This window comes from Secundilactobacillus muriivasis (genome assembly GCF_054785195.1).
Genome location: NZ_BAABMI010000034.1, coordinates 49140 through 64339, shown reverse-complemented (window position 1 = coordinate 64339; position 15200 = coordinate 49140). Strand labels below are relative to the sequence as shown.

Below are 15200 nucleotides of genomic sequence, written 5' to 3'. Positions count from 1 at the left end.
TCGTGGGTCACGACCACCATCGTCATGCCTTCTTCGGCCAGTTCCTTCATAACGGCCAGTACTTCACCGACCATTTCGGGATCCAACGCACTGGTTGGTTCGTCGAATAACAAGACTTCCGGATCCATCGCCAAAGCACGCGCAATGGCCACCCGTTGCTGTTGCCCACCAGATAAACTAGCTGGGTAAACGTCGGCCTTCTCACCTAAACCAACCCGCTTCAACAAGTTCAACGCTTTTTCACCAGCTTCGGCATCTGACATGTGCTTCACCCGAATTGGCGCCAGTTTCAAGTTTTCCAACACGGTCATGTTTGGGAATAAGTTGAAGTTTTGAAACACCATCCCCATCCGTTCACGCATCGTCGTTAACTCAGTTTCATTTAGCGTTTGGGTATCTTTGCCCTCAAACAGCACTTGACCAGAAGTTGGTTGCTCCAACAAGTTTAAACACCGTAAAAAGGTACTCTTCCCAGAACCCGAAGGCCCAATCACGCAAATCACTTGACCGGCTGCAACGGTGCCATCAATTTCCTTGAGCACTTCGTTATCGCCGTACTTTTTCTCTAATTTTTGTACATCAATTAACACGTTACTTGGCATGCTTCATCTTCCTCTCGTAGAAGTTTAGGATTCTGGTCAGGATAAAGGTCAACACGAAGTAGATGACCATCGCCACGAAGACCGGCATAACGCCACGGTACGTATCTGCCCGCACAATGTTCAATTGGTAAATCAAGTCGGTAACCCCGATAATTGACACAATTGAACTTTCCTTGATCAGGGAAACGAATTCGTTCCCTAAGGCTGGCCAAATGTTCTTCAACGCTTGTGGCAAGACGACATACCGCAACATATCGCCCCGCTTTAACCCAAGACTGGAAGCTGCCTCAGTTTGGCCCTTCGAAACGGAGTTGATCCCACCACGAATAATTTCGGCAACGTAGGCCCCACTGTTTAAGGAGACCGCGATGATCCCGGAAAGTAACGCTGGCAAGTTCACAATGATCCCAATCCCGAAGTAAACAAACATCACTTGAACCATCAACGGTGTCCCACGAACGAATTCAATGTAGGCAATGGCAATGGCATGTAAGAACTTACTCTTGGCAAACCGCATTAAGGCCAGTAACGTCCCTAACGCAACCCCAATCACAACGGAAACCGCTGAGATGATCAACGTGTATTCGATCCCTTCAGCGAAGTACTTCCAATAGTGAATCATTGAGGTGTTGGTCGTGTTGACCTTCATGTATTTACCAGCATCAGCTAAATACTGGCTGGTTAGCTTCTTAGCTTTAATTTCTTTAACACTCTTATTAACGGCCGTAACTAACGACGTTGACCCCTTCTTAAAGGCAATGGCCGTCCCAGTTTGGTTCAAACTCAACTTGTAACCAGAAGGAATCATTGCCAAATCTGGATCGTTTTTCACGTAGGCTTCGGCTGATGGCGTTTCGATCCCTAATGCATCGATTTTATGCGTCTTCAATGCCAGCACGAGGTCGGTTGACTTATCCATCCCTTTAACTGAAGCGCCCGCAATTTTAGTCTTTGCGAGTTGGTATTGCAGCGTCCCAGTCTGAACCCCAATTTTTTTGTTCTCTAAGGATTTCTGACCGGTATACTTGCCCTTATCCGTCTTATTGATCAAGAAACTCTGACCACCAACGTAATAGATATCGGAGAAGTCAACGCTTTGACGCCGTTTAGCGGTTGGGTTGATCCCACCAATGGCACAATCGGCCTTCCCGGTTTCAACGGCCACTAACACGTTATTGAACGCCATGCTCTTGAGCTTTAACTTCACACCCAGGTCTTTGGCGATTTTCTTCATGACCTGAATATCCATCCCAACGATGTTATCTTTCCCCTTGTGACTCGATTCAAACTCGTATGGTGGATAATCTGGTGAAATGGCAACAACTAACGTGCCCTTATCCTTAATATGTTGTAATGATTGATCCGCAGCATAGGCGGTTTGATGGTTGATTGAACTGACGCCGATAAAAAATAATAGCGACAAGCAGATGGTTAAAATAACCTGCAATGCCCTTTTCCCCTGGTTTTTCATTCGCGGAAACTTCCTCTCTGAATTTTAATAATTCTTACAATACACTAATTTCACTATTTATGCAATAAAATTTAAGAAAAAGCTTCGTTTATACATAAATACACCGTATAAAACGTTTTTATGCAATCAATAATGATTAACATCCGCAATGAATTCGCCATCTTCTCATTTAACTTCTTGGTTGTTCACTCATCTCGAAGGTTGATTTTGGCCTTTGCCTGTACTTCAATTCGGTTTTCTGATAAGATAAGCACCAAAGTAAGGAGCTGATTTTCCAATGGCATTGAAGGTAAAACGACAGGATGATCTTAACGCAATGTTTGGCAAGTTTGCGGAACTCGACACCAAGGACGACAAGCGCGACAAATTTTTGAAGCGTGCGGACAACAAGGATGAGACTAAGAAAGCCAAATCATTGATCAAAGAAGAACATCACTACCACAAATAGCGTATTGAACCGGAGCATGGTGCTTCGGTTTTTTATTTTGTTTGTGTCCAGCGCAAGTGTTGGGTGCGCTTGAGGTGTCGGCTGTTTGTCGTCGCTTCGCTCGTCAAAGCCGCATGAAAACCGGCGCTCTCAGGCTACAAAATTCGGCGCCACTTAAACTGTTATTTTCAGGGTTCCTGAAGTTGTAGGAACTTGTCAACCACGCGCTTTCTGGCCACCACGCCGAATGGTGCTGCGCGAGACTGAGAGCTACATGTAAGTGCACTTCGATAAAACCGCCAGACCCGGGCGCTTTCACCGAAGTACCCTTACACTACGCTCTCAACCCGTCTCGCTCCGCACACTATCGCTGGACACAATCGACAGCAAATCTAAAACACCCCACTCAAATTCGAGCGGGGTGTTTTAGATTGCCAATCAAAGTCAACTAATCGTCAGCCAACTCTACCTTAGCAGTTTCAATTTGTTTGCGAACCTGATCAAAACCAGTGCCGCCTTCCGAGTGACGCCGTTCAACAGCGACTTCGGATTTTAATTCATTGTAAACATCCGCTTCAATTTGCGGTGCGGCTTCTTGGAGATCCGCTAATGACATGTCTTGTAAGTTTTGATGGGTTTGAATGCCCTTCAAAACTAGTTGACCGACAATGCCGTGCGCTTCTCGGAATGGTACGCCCTTCGTTGCCAGATAGTCGGCTAATTCAGTGGCGTTGGAGAAGTCGTTTTCAGTGGCGTGCTTCATGTTATCAGCCTTAACCGTAACCGTTGATAACATCCCGTTGAAGACCTTTAAAGCTGGCAGCAACGTTTTGACCGTATCAAACACGCCTTCCTTGTCTTCTTGAAGGTCCTTGTTGTATGCCAATGGTAAGGACTTCATGGTGGCTAACAGCCCCATTAAATGGCCATAAACTCGACCACTCTTGCCCCGAATCAATTCGGCCATATCGGGGTTCTTCTTTTGCGGCATGATTGAGCTCCCAGTGGTGTAAGCATCGCTTAATTCCAAGTATTGGAATTCATGACTGACCCACATACTGAGTTCTTCACAGAACCGTGACAAGTGCATCATCAAAATGGAACTGTTGCTCAAGAATTCCAACGCAAAGTCCCGGTCAGAAACAGCATCCAGCGAATTTGCATAAACCTGTGAAAAGCCAAGTGTCTTCGCCGTCATTTGACGATCAATTGGGAACGTCGTCCCGGCCAACGCAGCTGCCCCTAATGGTGAGATATCGGTATGCACTTCATTAAACGCAAAACGTTCCTTGTCACGTTTAAACATTTGGTAATAAGCCATTAGATAGTGCCCGTATGAAATGGGTTGGGCGTGTTGCAGATGCGTGTAACCTGGCATGATGGTTTCCACGTTGTCCTCAGCGAGTTTCACTAAGGTTTCTTGAATCGTTGTGATTTCATCAATCACCTGTGGTAACCGCTTCTTGAGGTACAAGTGAAAATCAGTGGCCACCTGATCGTTCCGAGAACGGGCAGTATGCAGTTTTCCGGCAACTGGTCCAATTCGGTCGGTCAAAATACTTTCGATGTTCATATGAATGTCTTCATTTGAGACATCAAACTCAATTTTACCGGCAGCGAGGTCGGTTTGGATACCTTCCAACCCCGCAATGATTTGGTCACAGTCATCGGCTGGCACGATGCCAGTTTTTTGAAGCATTTTAACATGGGCTAATGATCCCTCGATGTCTTCTTCAGCCATCAATTGATCAAAGGAAATGGAGGCACCAAAAGCATCGACCCAAGCGGCCGCCTGTTGTTGGAACCGACCACCCCAGAGCTTTTTGGTACTCATTATTTCTTCGCCTCCGTGTGCTTGTCTGCTTCTGCCTTCACGGCAACCTTCACCTTACTCTTGGTGTTTTGGGTCACTGCGCTAACAAAAGCTGATTGTTGGTTCTTCATCTTAACTTGTGAGTAAACAGTTGTTGGTAAGCCCCAAAGCTTGATGAAGCCCTTGGCTGCTTCTTGATCGAATGAATCGGCTGACGTGTAAGTTGCCAGGTTCTTGTCATAAAGTGAGCTGTCTGACTTCCGACCCAACGTAATGACGTTACCCTTGAATAATTGAACTTTGATCACACCACTAACAACTTCTTGGGTCTTCTTTAAGAAGGCTTGTAAAGCGTCCATTAATGGTGAGAACCAAAGGGCGTTGTAGATCATTTCGCTTAATTGCTTTTCGATAACTGGCTTGAAGTGAGCTAAGTCCCGTTCGAAAGTTAAATCTTCCAATTGTTTGTGAGCTTTCATTAAAACAGTTGCGGCTGGGGCTTCGTAAACTTCACGTGACTTGATCCCAACCAACCGGTTTTCAATGTGATCGATCCGGCCGATCCCATGTTCGCCAGCAATCTTGTTAAGTTCTTGAATCAAATCAGCTAATTGGTAAGCTTTGCCGTTCAACTTAGTTGGCACCCCTTGTTCAAAGGTGATTTCAACATCGGTTGGCGTATCAGGAGTCTTGTCGATTGGGTTGGTCAATGCGTAGGCATCTTCTGGTGCACTCACCCAAGGATCTTCCAAGACACCGGCTTCGTTGGCCCGGCCCCAGATGTTAGCATCGATTGAGTATGGTGAGTCTAAATCAATTGGAATTGGAATGTTGTGTTCCTTAGCATATTCAATTTCCTCTTCCCGTGACCAGTGCCAGTCCCGAACTGGGCTAAGCACTTCCAAGGCTGGGTTCAAGGCGTGAATAGCAACTTCAAACCGCACTTGGTCGTTACCCTTACCGGTACAACCATGAGCAACGGCCGTGGCGTTTTCTTCTTGCGCCACTTCAACGAGCTTTTTACTGATCAACGGCCGAGATAAGGCTGAAATCAATGGATATTCACCTTCGTAGAACGTGTGACCCTGTAAAGCAACCATGGCGTAATCTTCAGCAAATTCTTCCAAAGCATCGATCACGTAAGCTTTAACAGCCCCGACTTGTAACGCCTTAGATTTAACGAAATCCAAATCCTTACCTTCACCAACGTTAATACAACATGCAATGACATCGTAGCCCTTATCCTTCAACCAAGGAATGGCAACTGACGTATCTAATCCACCTGAATATGCGAGTACTACTTTTTGATTTTCTGACATTTATATTCCCTCTCATTTCTTCATTTCAACTTAATGATATGAGATTACCACCGATATTCAGCAAATGCAATACTTTTTCGTGATTTATACACAAAAAATCTAAATATTAACAATAATATACATAAATTCAGGATTTTTGCATATTTTAAATCTGATTGAATTCCACCACTTTCTAATTTAATCCTTAAAAAGTAGCCAACTTTCAAGGCAGCGCATTGCTTTATTTCTCAACCATAATAAATTAGTTACGTTTCAGTTATCATCAGTTTCCCGTGGTCTAAATAAGCTATAATGGACGAAACAGGACTGAAAGGAGGGACTTTAGTGGCTGAATCAGACACCTCTGAATCACTCGGAACGAAACGGTGGCCAAAAGTGCTTGCGTGGGTCTTAATTGGCATTGCCACCATCATTATTCTGGTCGTCATTTTCTTCACCCCGCTCAACAATGCAATGCGCTCAGCAACCGGTAACGATACGCCAGCGGATACCGTTGTTAAAAACGAATTAGTCAAACGGATTGATGCCAGCAAAACTGGTGATCCGGCAACCGATGCTAAAATTAATGCGGCCGTTAAAAAACTGAAGAAAACTAAGATGACCACCATCATGAAGGCTGCTGACAATCAGCAGCAGTTGAGTAAATTACTCAATTCCGATACTAGCCTAAGCCAATCACAAGCTAAGGCAGCAACGAAAATTATCTTTAAAAGCGGTCAATATACCGATCTGCGCCAAGCCGTTGCGAAGGGCAAGTGGGTCGCCGCTTACAAGGCCTACAAGCAATTATCCGGTAGCGGTGCATTAACCTATCTGAAAAACTCGGTGAATAATTAACGTTTGGCTACTGCAACAAAAAAACACCTCATTAGGATGTGCCTAGTGAGGTGTTTTTATACTGTCGTTTGTGTCCAGTGTAAGTGTGCGGAGCGAGGCGGTTAGAAGGTGGAGTGTAGGCACGACCCAGCGAAGCTACCGGGTTTGGGTAGGTTGGCTGGGTCGTGCCTACATGCAACCTTCTGCCTCGCGCAGCACCATTCGGCGTGGTGGCCAGAAAGCGCGTGGTTGACAAGTTTTTGCAACTTCAGGAACCCTGGAAATAACAGTTTAAGTGGCGCCGAATTTTGTAATCTGAGAGCGCCGGTTCTCGTGCGGCTTTGGCGAGCGAAGCGACGACAAACAGCCAACACCCAAATCGCACCCAGACACAATCGGCAGTAAGACAGTAAAATAGCGCTCATAACTAACACATTAGTCACAAGCGCTACCGCATTATTTCTGTTCTGGATTCGTTGCTGCATACCGTTCATTTAGTCGATCAATATTTTTCTGGGCGACTTCATCAAACGGAATATTGGCCCATTCGGCGACTTGAGAGAGGTACCATAAAACGTCACCCATTTCTTTGGTCAGCGTCTCACGGTCTAAATCAGCGCCTTGAAAGGTATATCTTTTGACAAGGTCAACGACCTGCCCCGTTTCGCTAGATAAGCCAAGGGCACAGTTTGTCAACACCTGCTCGCTACCAAAGAGTGTTCGTTTCGCCGATTTTTGATACTCGTTAAATTCCATGACCACTACTTACCTCCAAATGCGTGAGATTCGATCCAATCCCAAACTTGTTCCTTACCTGCTTTGGTTTGCGCAGAGAAGGCGAGTAGCCCATCACTCTTTTTCATATCGAGCGTTTTCTTAACTAAACTTAGTTGCTTGTTCCACTTAGCCTTCGGAATCTTATCCATTTTAGTGGCAACAACCAGTACGGGAATGTCATAGTAGCTTAACCACGTATACATTTGCTGGTCGTCTTTGGTTGGCGCATGCCGCCCATCCACTAATGAAATGACGCCACGAAGTGTTTCGCGACTTGTGAGGTAGGTCTCGATCATTTGACCCCATTTTTCACGCTCTGCTTTTGAGACCTTCGCATAGCCATAACCAGGTACGTCGACAAAGTACAACTGAGACTCAACGTGGTAAAAATTCAACGTTTGGGTTTTCCCTGGTTGACTCGACGTCCGCGCATAACTATTTCGATTGATCAACACGTTAGTTAGTGATGACTTACCAACGTTCGAGCGCCCTACCAGCGCAATTTCGGGTTGCCCGGTAGTGGGATACTGCTTCGGATCTACCGCACTCATGACTAATTCAACTTCATGGACTTCCATTTATATTCCTCCTCAAGGTTTGGGTCAACGATAATCAGCCGGGTGTATAACACACAAAAGCACCGAATGGCTCAAATTGCCCATTAGGTGCTTTTGATACGGCCGGAACTGGTTGTTGATCTCAGCAGCCAATTCGCACACACCGTGATTAAATTAGGACGCCTTTTGATCCTTTAAGATCAAGGCTGGTTCTTCATGATCACGAACCGTCTCACCGGTCACAATGACCTTTTCGACGTCGTCACGACTTGGTAAGTCAAACATAATGTCGCGCATAACATCTTCAATGATCGAGCGTAATCCACGGGCACCAGTGTTACGTTTCAGGGCTAATTTCGCCATTTCACTGAGTGCTTCGTCTTCAAAGTCTAACTCAACGCCATCTAGTGAAATTAACTTCTGATACTGTTTAACTAAGGCATTCTTTGGTTCAGTTAAAATCCGAACCAAATCACTTTCAGAAAGCTTCTCTAAGGCCGTTAGAATTGGCAGACGACCGATGAATTCCGGAATTAACCCGAATTCGAGCATATCTTCTGGCACAACTCGTTGCATCAAGCTTTCCGTCTCGTCGACTGGTTGATGTGTTGAATCGGTTCCAAAGCCAATCGTCTTGTCACCGAGACGGTTCTTAACGATTGTTTCGATACCATCAAAGGCCCCACCAACAATGAACAAAATGTTCGTCGTATCAATTTGAATAAATTCTTGTTGCGGGTGCTTGCGACCACCCTGAGGCGGAACGTTAGCAGTGGTACCTTCCAAGATCTTCAAAAGGGCTTGTTGAACCCCTTCACCAGAAACATCTCGGGTAATCGATACGTTTTCAGCTTTTTTAGCAATTTTATCAATTTCATCGATGTAGATAATGCCCTTTTCGGCACGTTCAACATCGTAATCGGCATTTTGAAGTAACTTCAGCAAGATGTTTTCAACGTCTTCACCAACGTAACCAGCTTCAGTTAACGTCGTGGCATCCGCGATTGCGAATGGCACGTTCAAAATTTTTGCCAGAGTTTGGGCGAGATACGTCTTCCCAGACCCAGTTGGGCCAATCATCGTAATGTTACTCTTTTGTAGTTCTGGGCCATCTTCTTGGCTAGTTGCCATTTCGTTAACCCGCTTGTAATGGTTGTAAACCGCAACCGACAGCGTCTTCTTAGCTTCGGTTTGGCCAATGACGTATTGGTTCAATGAATCGACAATTTGTTGTGGTGTAGGTACATCGAATACCGTTTGGGCACTCTCTTCACTAAACTCTTCATCAATAATTTCTTTGCATAAATCAATACATTCATTACAGATATAAACCCCAGGGCCAGCGACAATTTTCTTCACTTGATCCTGTGACTTACCACAAAAAGAACAGTTTACGGGGCCATTTACATCAGTATTTTCGAACAATTAACAGTCACCCCTTTTTAAGTTAACCGCATTGTATCATTTCTACAACGCAAGTGCTACTATACCATAGTTCTTGCACCGTGAGAAGTAATTTGAACTTCCAACGATGACCGGTTAACTCAAGCCAATATGCAACAAAAGGCCCGTGAAAGAATCAGATAACCTCATCTCCAGGGCCTTTTAGTCGCGTTAACGAATTAGATTACTTTTCGTCGTCTTTTTCGTCGTCGTCTTTTTTCTTGTCTTGCTTAGCTGAGTCGGTGATTTCGTCAACCGCCTTCTTAACTGCGATATCATGCTTCAACATATCTTCAGATAAAGCAGAACGAACGGCGCTTTCTTCCATACCGTATTGGCCAGCTAAATCCTTAACTTCGGCACTGATTTCGTCTTCAGATGGTTCGATGTTTTCAGCTTCAACGATGGCTTCTAAGACCAAGTTAGTCTTAACGCGACGTTCAGCATCAGCAGCGAATTGCTTGTGCAAGTCGTCTTCAGTCGTACCAGTCAATTGGAAGTACATCTTAGGATCGATACCTTGTTGTTGCATGTTAGCTAAGTATTGGTCCATTTGACGGTGAATGTCTTCTTCGATCATTGCAGCAGGTACTTCAGCAATTTCAGCGTTATCTACGGCTTCGCGGATAGCTTCATCTTCAATTGCATCGTGGGCAGCAGTGGTCTTTTGTTCCTTCAATTCATCCTTGATCTTAGCTTTCAATTCGTCAAGGCTATCAACTTCTTCGTCGATGTCCTTAGCAAATTCGTCGTCAAGTTCAGGTAATTCCTTTTGCTTAACTTCGTGGATCGTGGTCTTGAAGGTTGCGTCCTTACCTTGTAAGTCTTCGGCTTGGTAATCTTCTGGGAAGGTAACCTTAACATCAACATCTTCACCAGCCTTGTGGCCAACTAATTGGTCTTCAAAGCCAGGGATGAATGAGTTTGAGCCAAGTTCGAGTGAGTAGTTATCAGCTTTCCCACCGTCGAATTGCTTACCGTCAACGTAACCATCAAAGTCAATGGTGACAGTGTCGCCCTTAGCAGCGGCTTCGTCTTCTTTAAGCACTAATTCGGCTTGTTGTTGACGACGACGTTCCAATTCAGCATCAATGTCCTTTTGGTAGACACGGGTGTTTTGCTTAGTAACGCTCAAGCCCTTGTAGTCGCCAAGCTTAACGTCTGGCTTAACCGTAACAACGGCCTTCAATACCCAAGGTTGACCCTTTTCCATTGATTCAACGTTGATTTCTGGTTGATCAACTGGTTCGATACCAGCTTCTTCGATAGCTGCTTCGTAAACATCTGGTAAGACGATGTTTAAAGCATCTTGATAAAGGGCTTCTTCACCGTACATTTGGTTGAAGATTTGACGTGGCACCTTACCCTTACGGAAACCAGGCACAGCCAAGTTCTTCTTAGTCCGTGCGAATGCTTGGTCTAAGCCTTTTTTGATTTCATCGGCACCAATTTCAAAGGTTAATTCACCTTTGTTGGTTTCCTTTTTTTCCCATTTTGCAGACATTATATTCCCTCCGAATTAAAAATCTCTTCGAATACGATCATATTCAAATTGCGTACAGCTTTCAGTTTACCGTATGGGGGGCGAAAAGTAAACATTATTCCCCCCTAGATATCGATAAAATACACAGGTTTTCAGCAATCAGCGGCGTTCATTGGCCGATTTTTAAGCTCACGTCAATTCAATCGTGACGGTTTAAATCACAAGAGCCAATCTTCGGCCATCTTAACCACCTAACATTAAACCTGATTCAAAGAAAAAAGCCCGAAAAGGCAACCTTCTCGGACTTTTCTTGTTCAGTTTAGGTAGGTATTAGTCCATGATTTCTGAAACAACACCGGCACCAACAGTGTGGCCACCTTCACGAACAGTAAACTTAGTACCCTTTTCAATGGCAGCTGGTGCGATCAAGTCAACTTCGAAAGTGACGTTATCGCCAGGCATAACCATTTCTACGCCATCAGGCAATTCGATAACACCAGTGATATCAGTGGTGTGGAAGTAGAATTGTGGACGGTAGTTTGAGAAGAATGGCGTATGACGGCCACCTTCTTCTTTAGAAAGGATATAAACTTCACCCTTGAACTTAGTGTGCGTTTGGATCGAACCTGGCTTTGCAAGAACTTGGCCACGAACAACTTGTTCACGGTTAACACCACGAAGCAAGACACCAACGTTATCGCCGGCTTCACCAAATTCCAAAGTCTTACGGAACATTTCCAAACCAGTAACAGTACTCTTAAGAACTTCTTCCTTAAGACCAACGATTTCAACTTCGTCGCCGACCTTAACAGTCCCACGGTCGATACGACCTGAAGCAACAGTACCACGACCAGTGATCGTAAATACGTCTTCAACAGGCATCAAGAAAGGCTTGTCGTTATCACGAACTGGCGTTGGGATGTATTCATCAACAACGTCCATCAAGTGTAAGATAACCTTTTCTTGTTCTTCGTCGCCTTCAAGGGCTTTAAGAGCAGAACCGCGGATAACAGGAATGTCATCTCCAGGGTAATCGTATTCTGAAAGTAATTCACGAACTTCCATTTCAACCAAGTCGATCAATTCATCATCATCAACTAAGTCGGTCTTGTTCAAGAAGACGATCAGGTATTCAACACCCACTTGGCGAGCCAACAAGATGTGTTCACGCGTTTGAGGCATAGGACCATCAGTAGCGGCAACCACTAAGATAGCACCGTCCATTTGAGCGGCACCAGTGATCATGTTCTTGATGTAATCAGCATGTCCTGGGGCGTCAATATGTGCGTAGTGACGCTTTTCAGTTTCGTATTCAACGTGGGCAGTGTTGATCGTGATACCACGTTCACGTTCCTCAGGTGCCTTATCAATGTCAGCATAGTCTTCAGCCTTAGCCAAACCCTTAGCGGCTAATACCTTAGTAATTGCTGCAGTCAAAGTAGTCTTCCCATGGTCGATATGGCCAATAGTACCAATGTTTACATGGGGCTTAGTTCTTTCGTATGTTTCCTTTGCCATTAATGAAACCTCCTGTATTTTTCACAAAGATTATGCTGATTAGTAATTCATCAGCAACCCTTTGATGTTAATTATACTACTTCTTCTCGAAAAGGTAAATCGAGAATCCCTCAAGAAGAATCCTTAAACATTATATAGATTAGGTTATCGTTTGTAAACCATAAAAACGGTTTTTGGTTAAAAGTTTTTTATGCACCGGTCATTTCCGCCATGATCAGCGCCAACTTTTGTTGCCACCAAGCCACCGAAAATTGAGCAGCCGGTTCCCGACTAACGTTGGTATCACCGTGAATTAACCGGGTGATCCATTCAGTTGGACTAGAAATTGCACGCTCAATAAATGGATAAAGCAACGTTAATTGTAACTGAAGCGATTCTTGATAAAGTTGTTGCGTAATTGGGTCGTTTTGCGCAATTTCAGCTTGAAGTTGCTGATTTAATTTTTGAACGATCGGTAGTTTTTCAAAGGGTTGTAACGTCGACGGAACAAGTTGATAGTCTTGGTCGTCTAACCAACGGAACTTTACCGTCTCTGAGAGCTTCAACTGTTGCATCAACTGCAACAAACTGACTCGAATCACCGGTTTAACGAAGGGATCCGTTAGCAATGCCTTGGCCGCAGTCAACCACTCCGTTAGCGGCAATTGTTTGCCTGCCTCAAAAGCCTGTCGTTGTTGCTGCAATCCATGAGCACTTAATTGGTAAAACGCCTGATAATCCGCTTGAAAATGCGTACTTTGGCGACACACCGTCTCTGCCTGTGCTAGCAACGCATCAATTTTAGAAGAAGTTACCCCAGTTGTCGCCATTAAGATGTGAACCATCAGTAATTGTCGATTCTTTAAAAGAACTTGCACCATTAATTCAAAATGATCCGTATCCACTAGGTAACTATTCCAATCATCCGCCATTACCGATTTTGCAACGACGTACTGCTGGTCCTCAAATAAGCTTCTCACTAATAAATGATTAATTTTAGGACTTTTTTCTTGCTCATAAAATTGTTCATACAGCGTTGCGGCAGTGTGCCATTGATGCTGTTTAAACGCTGCGTTGGCCTGTTGTAACGTCCGATCTGTCACCCAATCACTCCTCTTTCTTCTTGGTACTCAAAAGCACTATTCGAAGCCAACTTTCAGCTTCAAAATAGTGCTTTGGGTTAGACCTTATTCAGCAGTTTCATCAGTTGCTGCTTTGGCCGGTTGATTGTTTTTCTTATGCTTGCTCTTTGGCTTATGCCGCCGTGGGTCAACTTCCATGATTACGGGTAAGATAACTGGGTGTCGACGTGTTTGTTCAAACAAGTAGTGATTCAACTTTTCACGAACATCTTGTTTCAGATGCGTCCAGTCAAATTCCTTGTTATCCAAGTTAGCCTGAACTGTGGTTTTAATGATCTCTGCACTTTCATGCATCAGGTTCTTATTCGCCTTAACGTAAACAAAGCCACGTGAGGTGATCTTAGGTTCCGCAATAATCTGCTTCTTTTTGTGGTCGATCGTAATAACCGCCACAAAGATGCCGTCTTCTGATAGCACTTTACGGTCACGCAAAACAATGTTACCAATGTCGCCGACCCCGATACCATCGATCATGGTGTTACCCACTTCGACACTACCACTCAAAACCATCTCATGCTTATCATAAACCAGTTGGTCACCCTTTGCAGTCAAGAAAATGCGGTCAGACGTTAACCCCACCTCTTCAGCTGCCTTTGCATGGGCCGATAGCAAACGATATTCACCCTGAATGGGAATCAAATACTTTGGCTTCAACAAGTTGATCATCAGTTGTAAGTCGTTCTTGCTAGCGTGTCCCGAAGAGTTAAGTTCGTCAGAAATCGCCTTAACTTCTGCACCGGCCCGGTAAATCATATCGCGTGTTTTGGCAACCGTTGTTTCCATGGCATGTGATGGCGTGGTCGTGATAAAGACAAGGTCACCAGGTTCAATTCCTAGTCCCTTTTCTTGTTGGTTTGCCATCCGTTGAAGTGCCTTGATTGGTTCACCCATACGACCAGTCTGCACAATAACGGTTTGTTCCGGCGCTAATTTGGCTAACTGTTCTTGCGTCACCAGCAAATCGTCTTCTGGCAACACTAGTTTATGCAACCGCATTGCCGTATCCACGATTTTTTCGATATCTTGGCCCGTCAAATAAACCTTCCGACCCGTCTTAGCCGCTGAATCAAACACTTGTTGTAACCGCAAAATGTTTGATCCAACACTGGCAACGATAATTCGGCCATTGTGGTAGTTAAACGTTTCAAGCACGTCGTCCGCAATATCACGTTCGCTTGCCGTTTCGTTTGGATTTTCAGCATTCGCTGAGTCGCTCAATAAGGCTAACACGCCGTTTTTGCCAATTTCGGCTAACCGCGCGTAATCCGTTTGATAGCCAGGGGCTGCTGTTTGATCAAACTTAAAATCACCAGTGTAGACAACACTCCCGGCATTTGATGCCAACACGATCCCCATTGATTCAGGAATTGAGTGCGTCGTCTTAAAGAACGAGACCGTCACGTCACCAAAGTCAATTTCGGTCCGAGCATCCACAACGTGAAAGTCGTCAAAGTCCTTTGCATTTGGATCAGATTGACAGTTCAGCTTTGCCAATTCAATAGTCATTTCAGAGCCAAAGACCGGTACCCGGAACTCCGATAAGAAGTATGGTAATGCACCAATGGCGTCAGCGTGACCGTGGGTTAAAAAGACCCCAACGATGCGGTCCTGATTTTCACGCAAATAAGCGTAATCCGGAATGACAATATCAATTCCGAGCAGTTCATTTTCTGGGTATTGTAGCCCACAATCTAAGACATAAATACTGTTATTAATGTCGACAATGTACATATTTTTACCGTTTTCGCGGACCCCGCCCAACGGCATAATTTTAACTTGTGATTCTTCCATAATTCACCTCAACTGTTTTGATTCAACGGGTCAATCCGTTTCTGCGAGTCATTTCAAAACGA

Annotated in this window: 13 protein-coding genes; 2 read left to right on the top strand and 11 right to left on the bottom strand. The window is 44.7% G+C overall.

Going from position 1 to position 15200, the window contains the following annotated elements; translation table 11 throughout:
• A partial coding sequence (locus ACYVR3_RS09230) for an amino acid ABC transporter ATP-binding protein (protein WP_461244005.1) occupies nucleotides 1-602 on the bottom strand: 602 nt, incomplete at its 3' end.
• Nucleotides 592-2073 (bottom strand): ABC transporter substrate-binding protein/permease, encoded by a 1482-nt coding sequence (locus tag ACYVR3_RS09225; protein ID WP_054737465.1) that lies wholly within the window; start codon nucleotides 2071-2073, stop codon nucleotides 592-594. The genes ACYVR3_RS09225 and ACYVR3_RS09230, both read right to left, overlap by 11 nt.
• Nucleotides 2074-2350: 277 nt before the next feature.
• On the opposite strand from ACYVR3_RS09225, the gene ACYVR3_RS09220 reads away from it, so the two are divergent.
• Nucleotides 2351-2521, top strand: a complete 171-nt coding sequence (locus ACYVR3_RS09220) for an SPJ_0845 family protein (RefSeq protein ID WP_162838526.1) — start codon at nucleotides 2351-2353, stop codon at nucleotides 2519-2521.
• A gap of 427 nt (nucleotides 2522-2948) precedes the next feature.
• Here ACYVR3_RS09220 and argH read toward each other — a convergent pair whose 3' ends face one another.
• A complete protein-coding gene (gene argH, locus ACYVR3_RS09215) occupies nucleotides 2949-4334 on the bottom strand; it encodes an argininosuccinate lyase (RefSeq protein WP_461244004.1) in 1386 nt (461 codons plus the stop codon).
• Nucleotides 4334-5632: an argininosuccinate synthase gene (locus tag ACYVR3_RS09210; RefSeq protein ID WP_054737463.1), complete on the bottom strand. Its 1299-nt coding sequence runs from the start codon at nucleotides 5630-5632 to the stop codon at nucleotides 4334-4336. The genes argH and ACYVR3_RS09210 overlap by 1 nt, the downstream gene beginning before the upstream one ends.
• Nucleotides 5633-5956: 324 nt before the next feature.
• Here ACYVR3_RS09210 and ACYVR3_RS09205 point away from each other — a divergent pair, with 324 nt between their 5' ends.
• Nucleotides 5957-6469, top strand: coding sequence for a hypothetical protein (locus ACYVR3_RS09205; protein WP_461244003.1), 513 nt, complete (start codon nucleotides 5957-5959; stop codon nucleotides 6467-6469).
• A gap of 435 nt (nucleotides 6470-6904) precedes the next feature.
• Here the strand turns inward: ACYVR3_RS09205 and ACYVR3_RS09200 are convergent, their stop codons facing one another.
• The 7 genes from ACYVR3_RS09200 to ACYVR3_RS09170 all read right to left on the bottom strand — a co-directional run bounded on the left by ACYVR3_RS09200 (nucleotide 6905) and on the right by ACYVR3_RS09170 (nucleotide 15138).
• A complete protein-coding gene (locus ACYVR3_RS09200) occupies nucleotides 6905-7204 on the bottom strand; it encodes a nucleoside triphosphate pyrophosphohydrolase family protein (RefSeq protein WP_461244006.1) in 300 nt (99 codons plus the stop codon).
• A 5-nt stretch (nucleotides 7205-7209) separates the two neighbouring features.
• Nucleotides 7210-7803, bottom strand: a complete 594-nt coding sequence (gene yihA / locus ACYVR3_RS09195) for a ribosome biogenesis GTP-binding protein YihA/YsxC (protein WP_057151657.1) — start codon at nucleotides 7801-7803, stop codon at nucleotides 7210-7212.
• A 153-nt stretch (nucleotides 7804-7956) separates the two neighbouring features.
• Complete coding sequence (gene clpX, locus ACYVR3_RS09190) at nucleotides 7957-9207, bottom strand: ATP-dependent Clp protease ATP-binding subunit ClpX (RefSeq protein WP_054736071.1); 1251 nt, start codon at nucleotides 9205-9207, stop codon at nucleotides 7957-7959.
• A gap of 202 nt (nucleotides 9208-9409) precedes the next feature.
• A complete protein-coding gene (tig, locus tag ACYVR3_RS09185; RefSeq protein ID WP_057151656.1) occupies nucleotides 9410-10729 on the bottom strand; it encodes a trigger factor in 1320 nt (439 codons plus the stop codon).
• Nucleotides 10730-11038: 309 nt separating this feature from the next.
• Complete coding sequence (tuf, locus tag ACYVR3_RS09180) at nucleotides 11039-12226, bottom strand: elongation factor Tu (protein WP_057151655.1); 1188 nt, start codon at nucleotides 12224-12226, stop codon at nucleotides 11039-11041.
• Between the two features lie 188 nt (nucleotides 12227-12414).
• Nucleotides 12415-13308: a hypothetical protein gene (locus ACYVR3_RS09175; RefSeq protein ID WP_461244002.1), complete on the bottom strand. Its 894-nt coding sequence runs from the start codon at nucleotides 13306-13308 to the stop codon at nucleotides 12415-12417.
• An 84-nt stretch (nucleotides 13309-13392) separates the two neighbouring features.
• Nucleotides 13393-15138, bottom strand: coding sequence for a ribonuclease J (locus ACYVR3_RS09170; RefSeq protein ID WP_461244001.1), 1746 nt, complete (start codon nucleotides 15136-15138; stop codon nucleotides 13393-13395).
• Nucleotides 15139-15200 lie beyond the last annotated feature (62 nt).

What these genes read in the sequence shown, in the direction of transcription:
- tig (WP_057151656.1), bottom strand. Translation starts at nt 10,729, where the DNA reads ATGTCTGCAAAATGGGAAAAAAAGGAAACCAACAAAGGTGAATTAACC.
- ACYVR3_RS09210 (WP_054737463.1), bottom strand. Translation starts at nt 5,632, where the DNA reads ATGTCAGAAAATCAAAAAGTAGTACTCGCATATTCAGGTGGATTAGAT.
- ACYVR3_RS09225 (WP_054737465.1), bottom strand. Translation starts at nt 2,073, where the DNA reads ATGAAAAACCAGGGGAAAAGGGCATTGCAGGTTATTTTAACCATCTGC.
- tuf (WP_057151655.1), bottom strand. Translation starts at nt 12,226, where the DNA reads ATGGCAAAGGAAACATACGAAAGAACTAAGCCCCATGTAAACATTGGT.
- argH (WP_461244004.1), bottom strand. Translation starts at nt 4,334, where the DNA reads ATGAGTACCAAAAAGCTCTGGGGTGGTCGGTTCCAACAACAGGCGGCC.
- ACYVR3_RS09220 (WP_162838526.1), top strand. Translation starts at nt 2,351, where the DNA reads ATGGCATTGAAGGTAAAACGACAGGATGATCTTAACGCAATGTTTGGC.
- yihA (WP_057151657.1), bottom strand. Translation starts at nt 7,803, where the DNA reads ATGGAAGTCCATGAAGTTGAATTAGTCATGAGTGCGGTAGATCCGAAG.
- ACYVR3_RS09170 (WP_461244001.1), bottom strand. Translation starts at nt 15,138, where the DNA reads ATGGAAGAATCACAAGTTAAAATTATGCCGTTGGGCGGGGTCCGCGAA.
- ACYVR3_RS09200 (WP_461244006.1), bottom strand. Translation starts at nt 7,204, where the DNA reads ATGGAATTTAACGAGTATCAAAAATCGGCGAAACGAACACTCTTTGGT.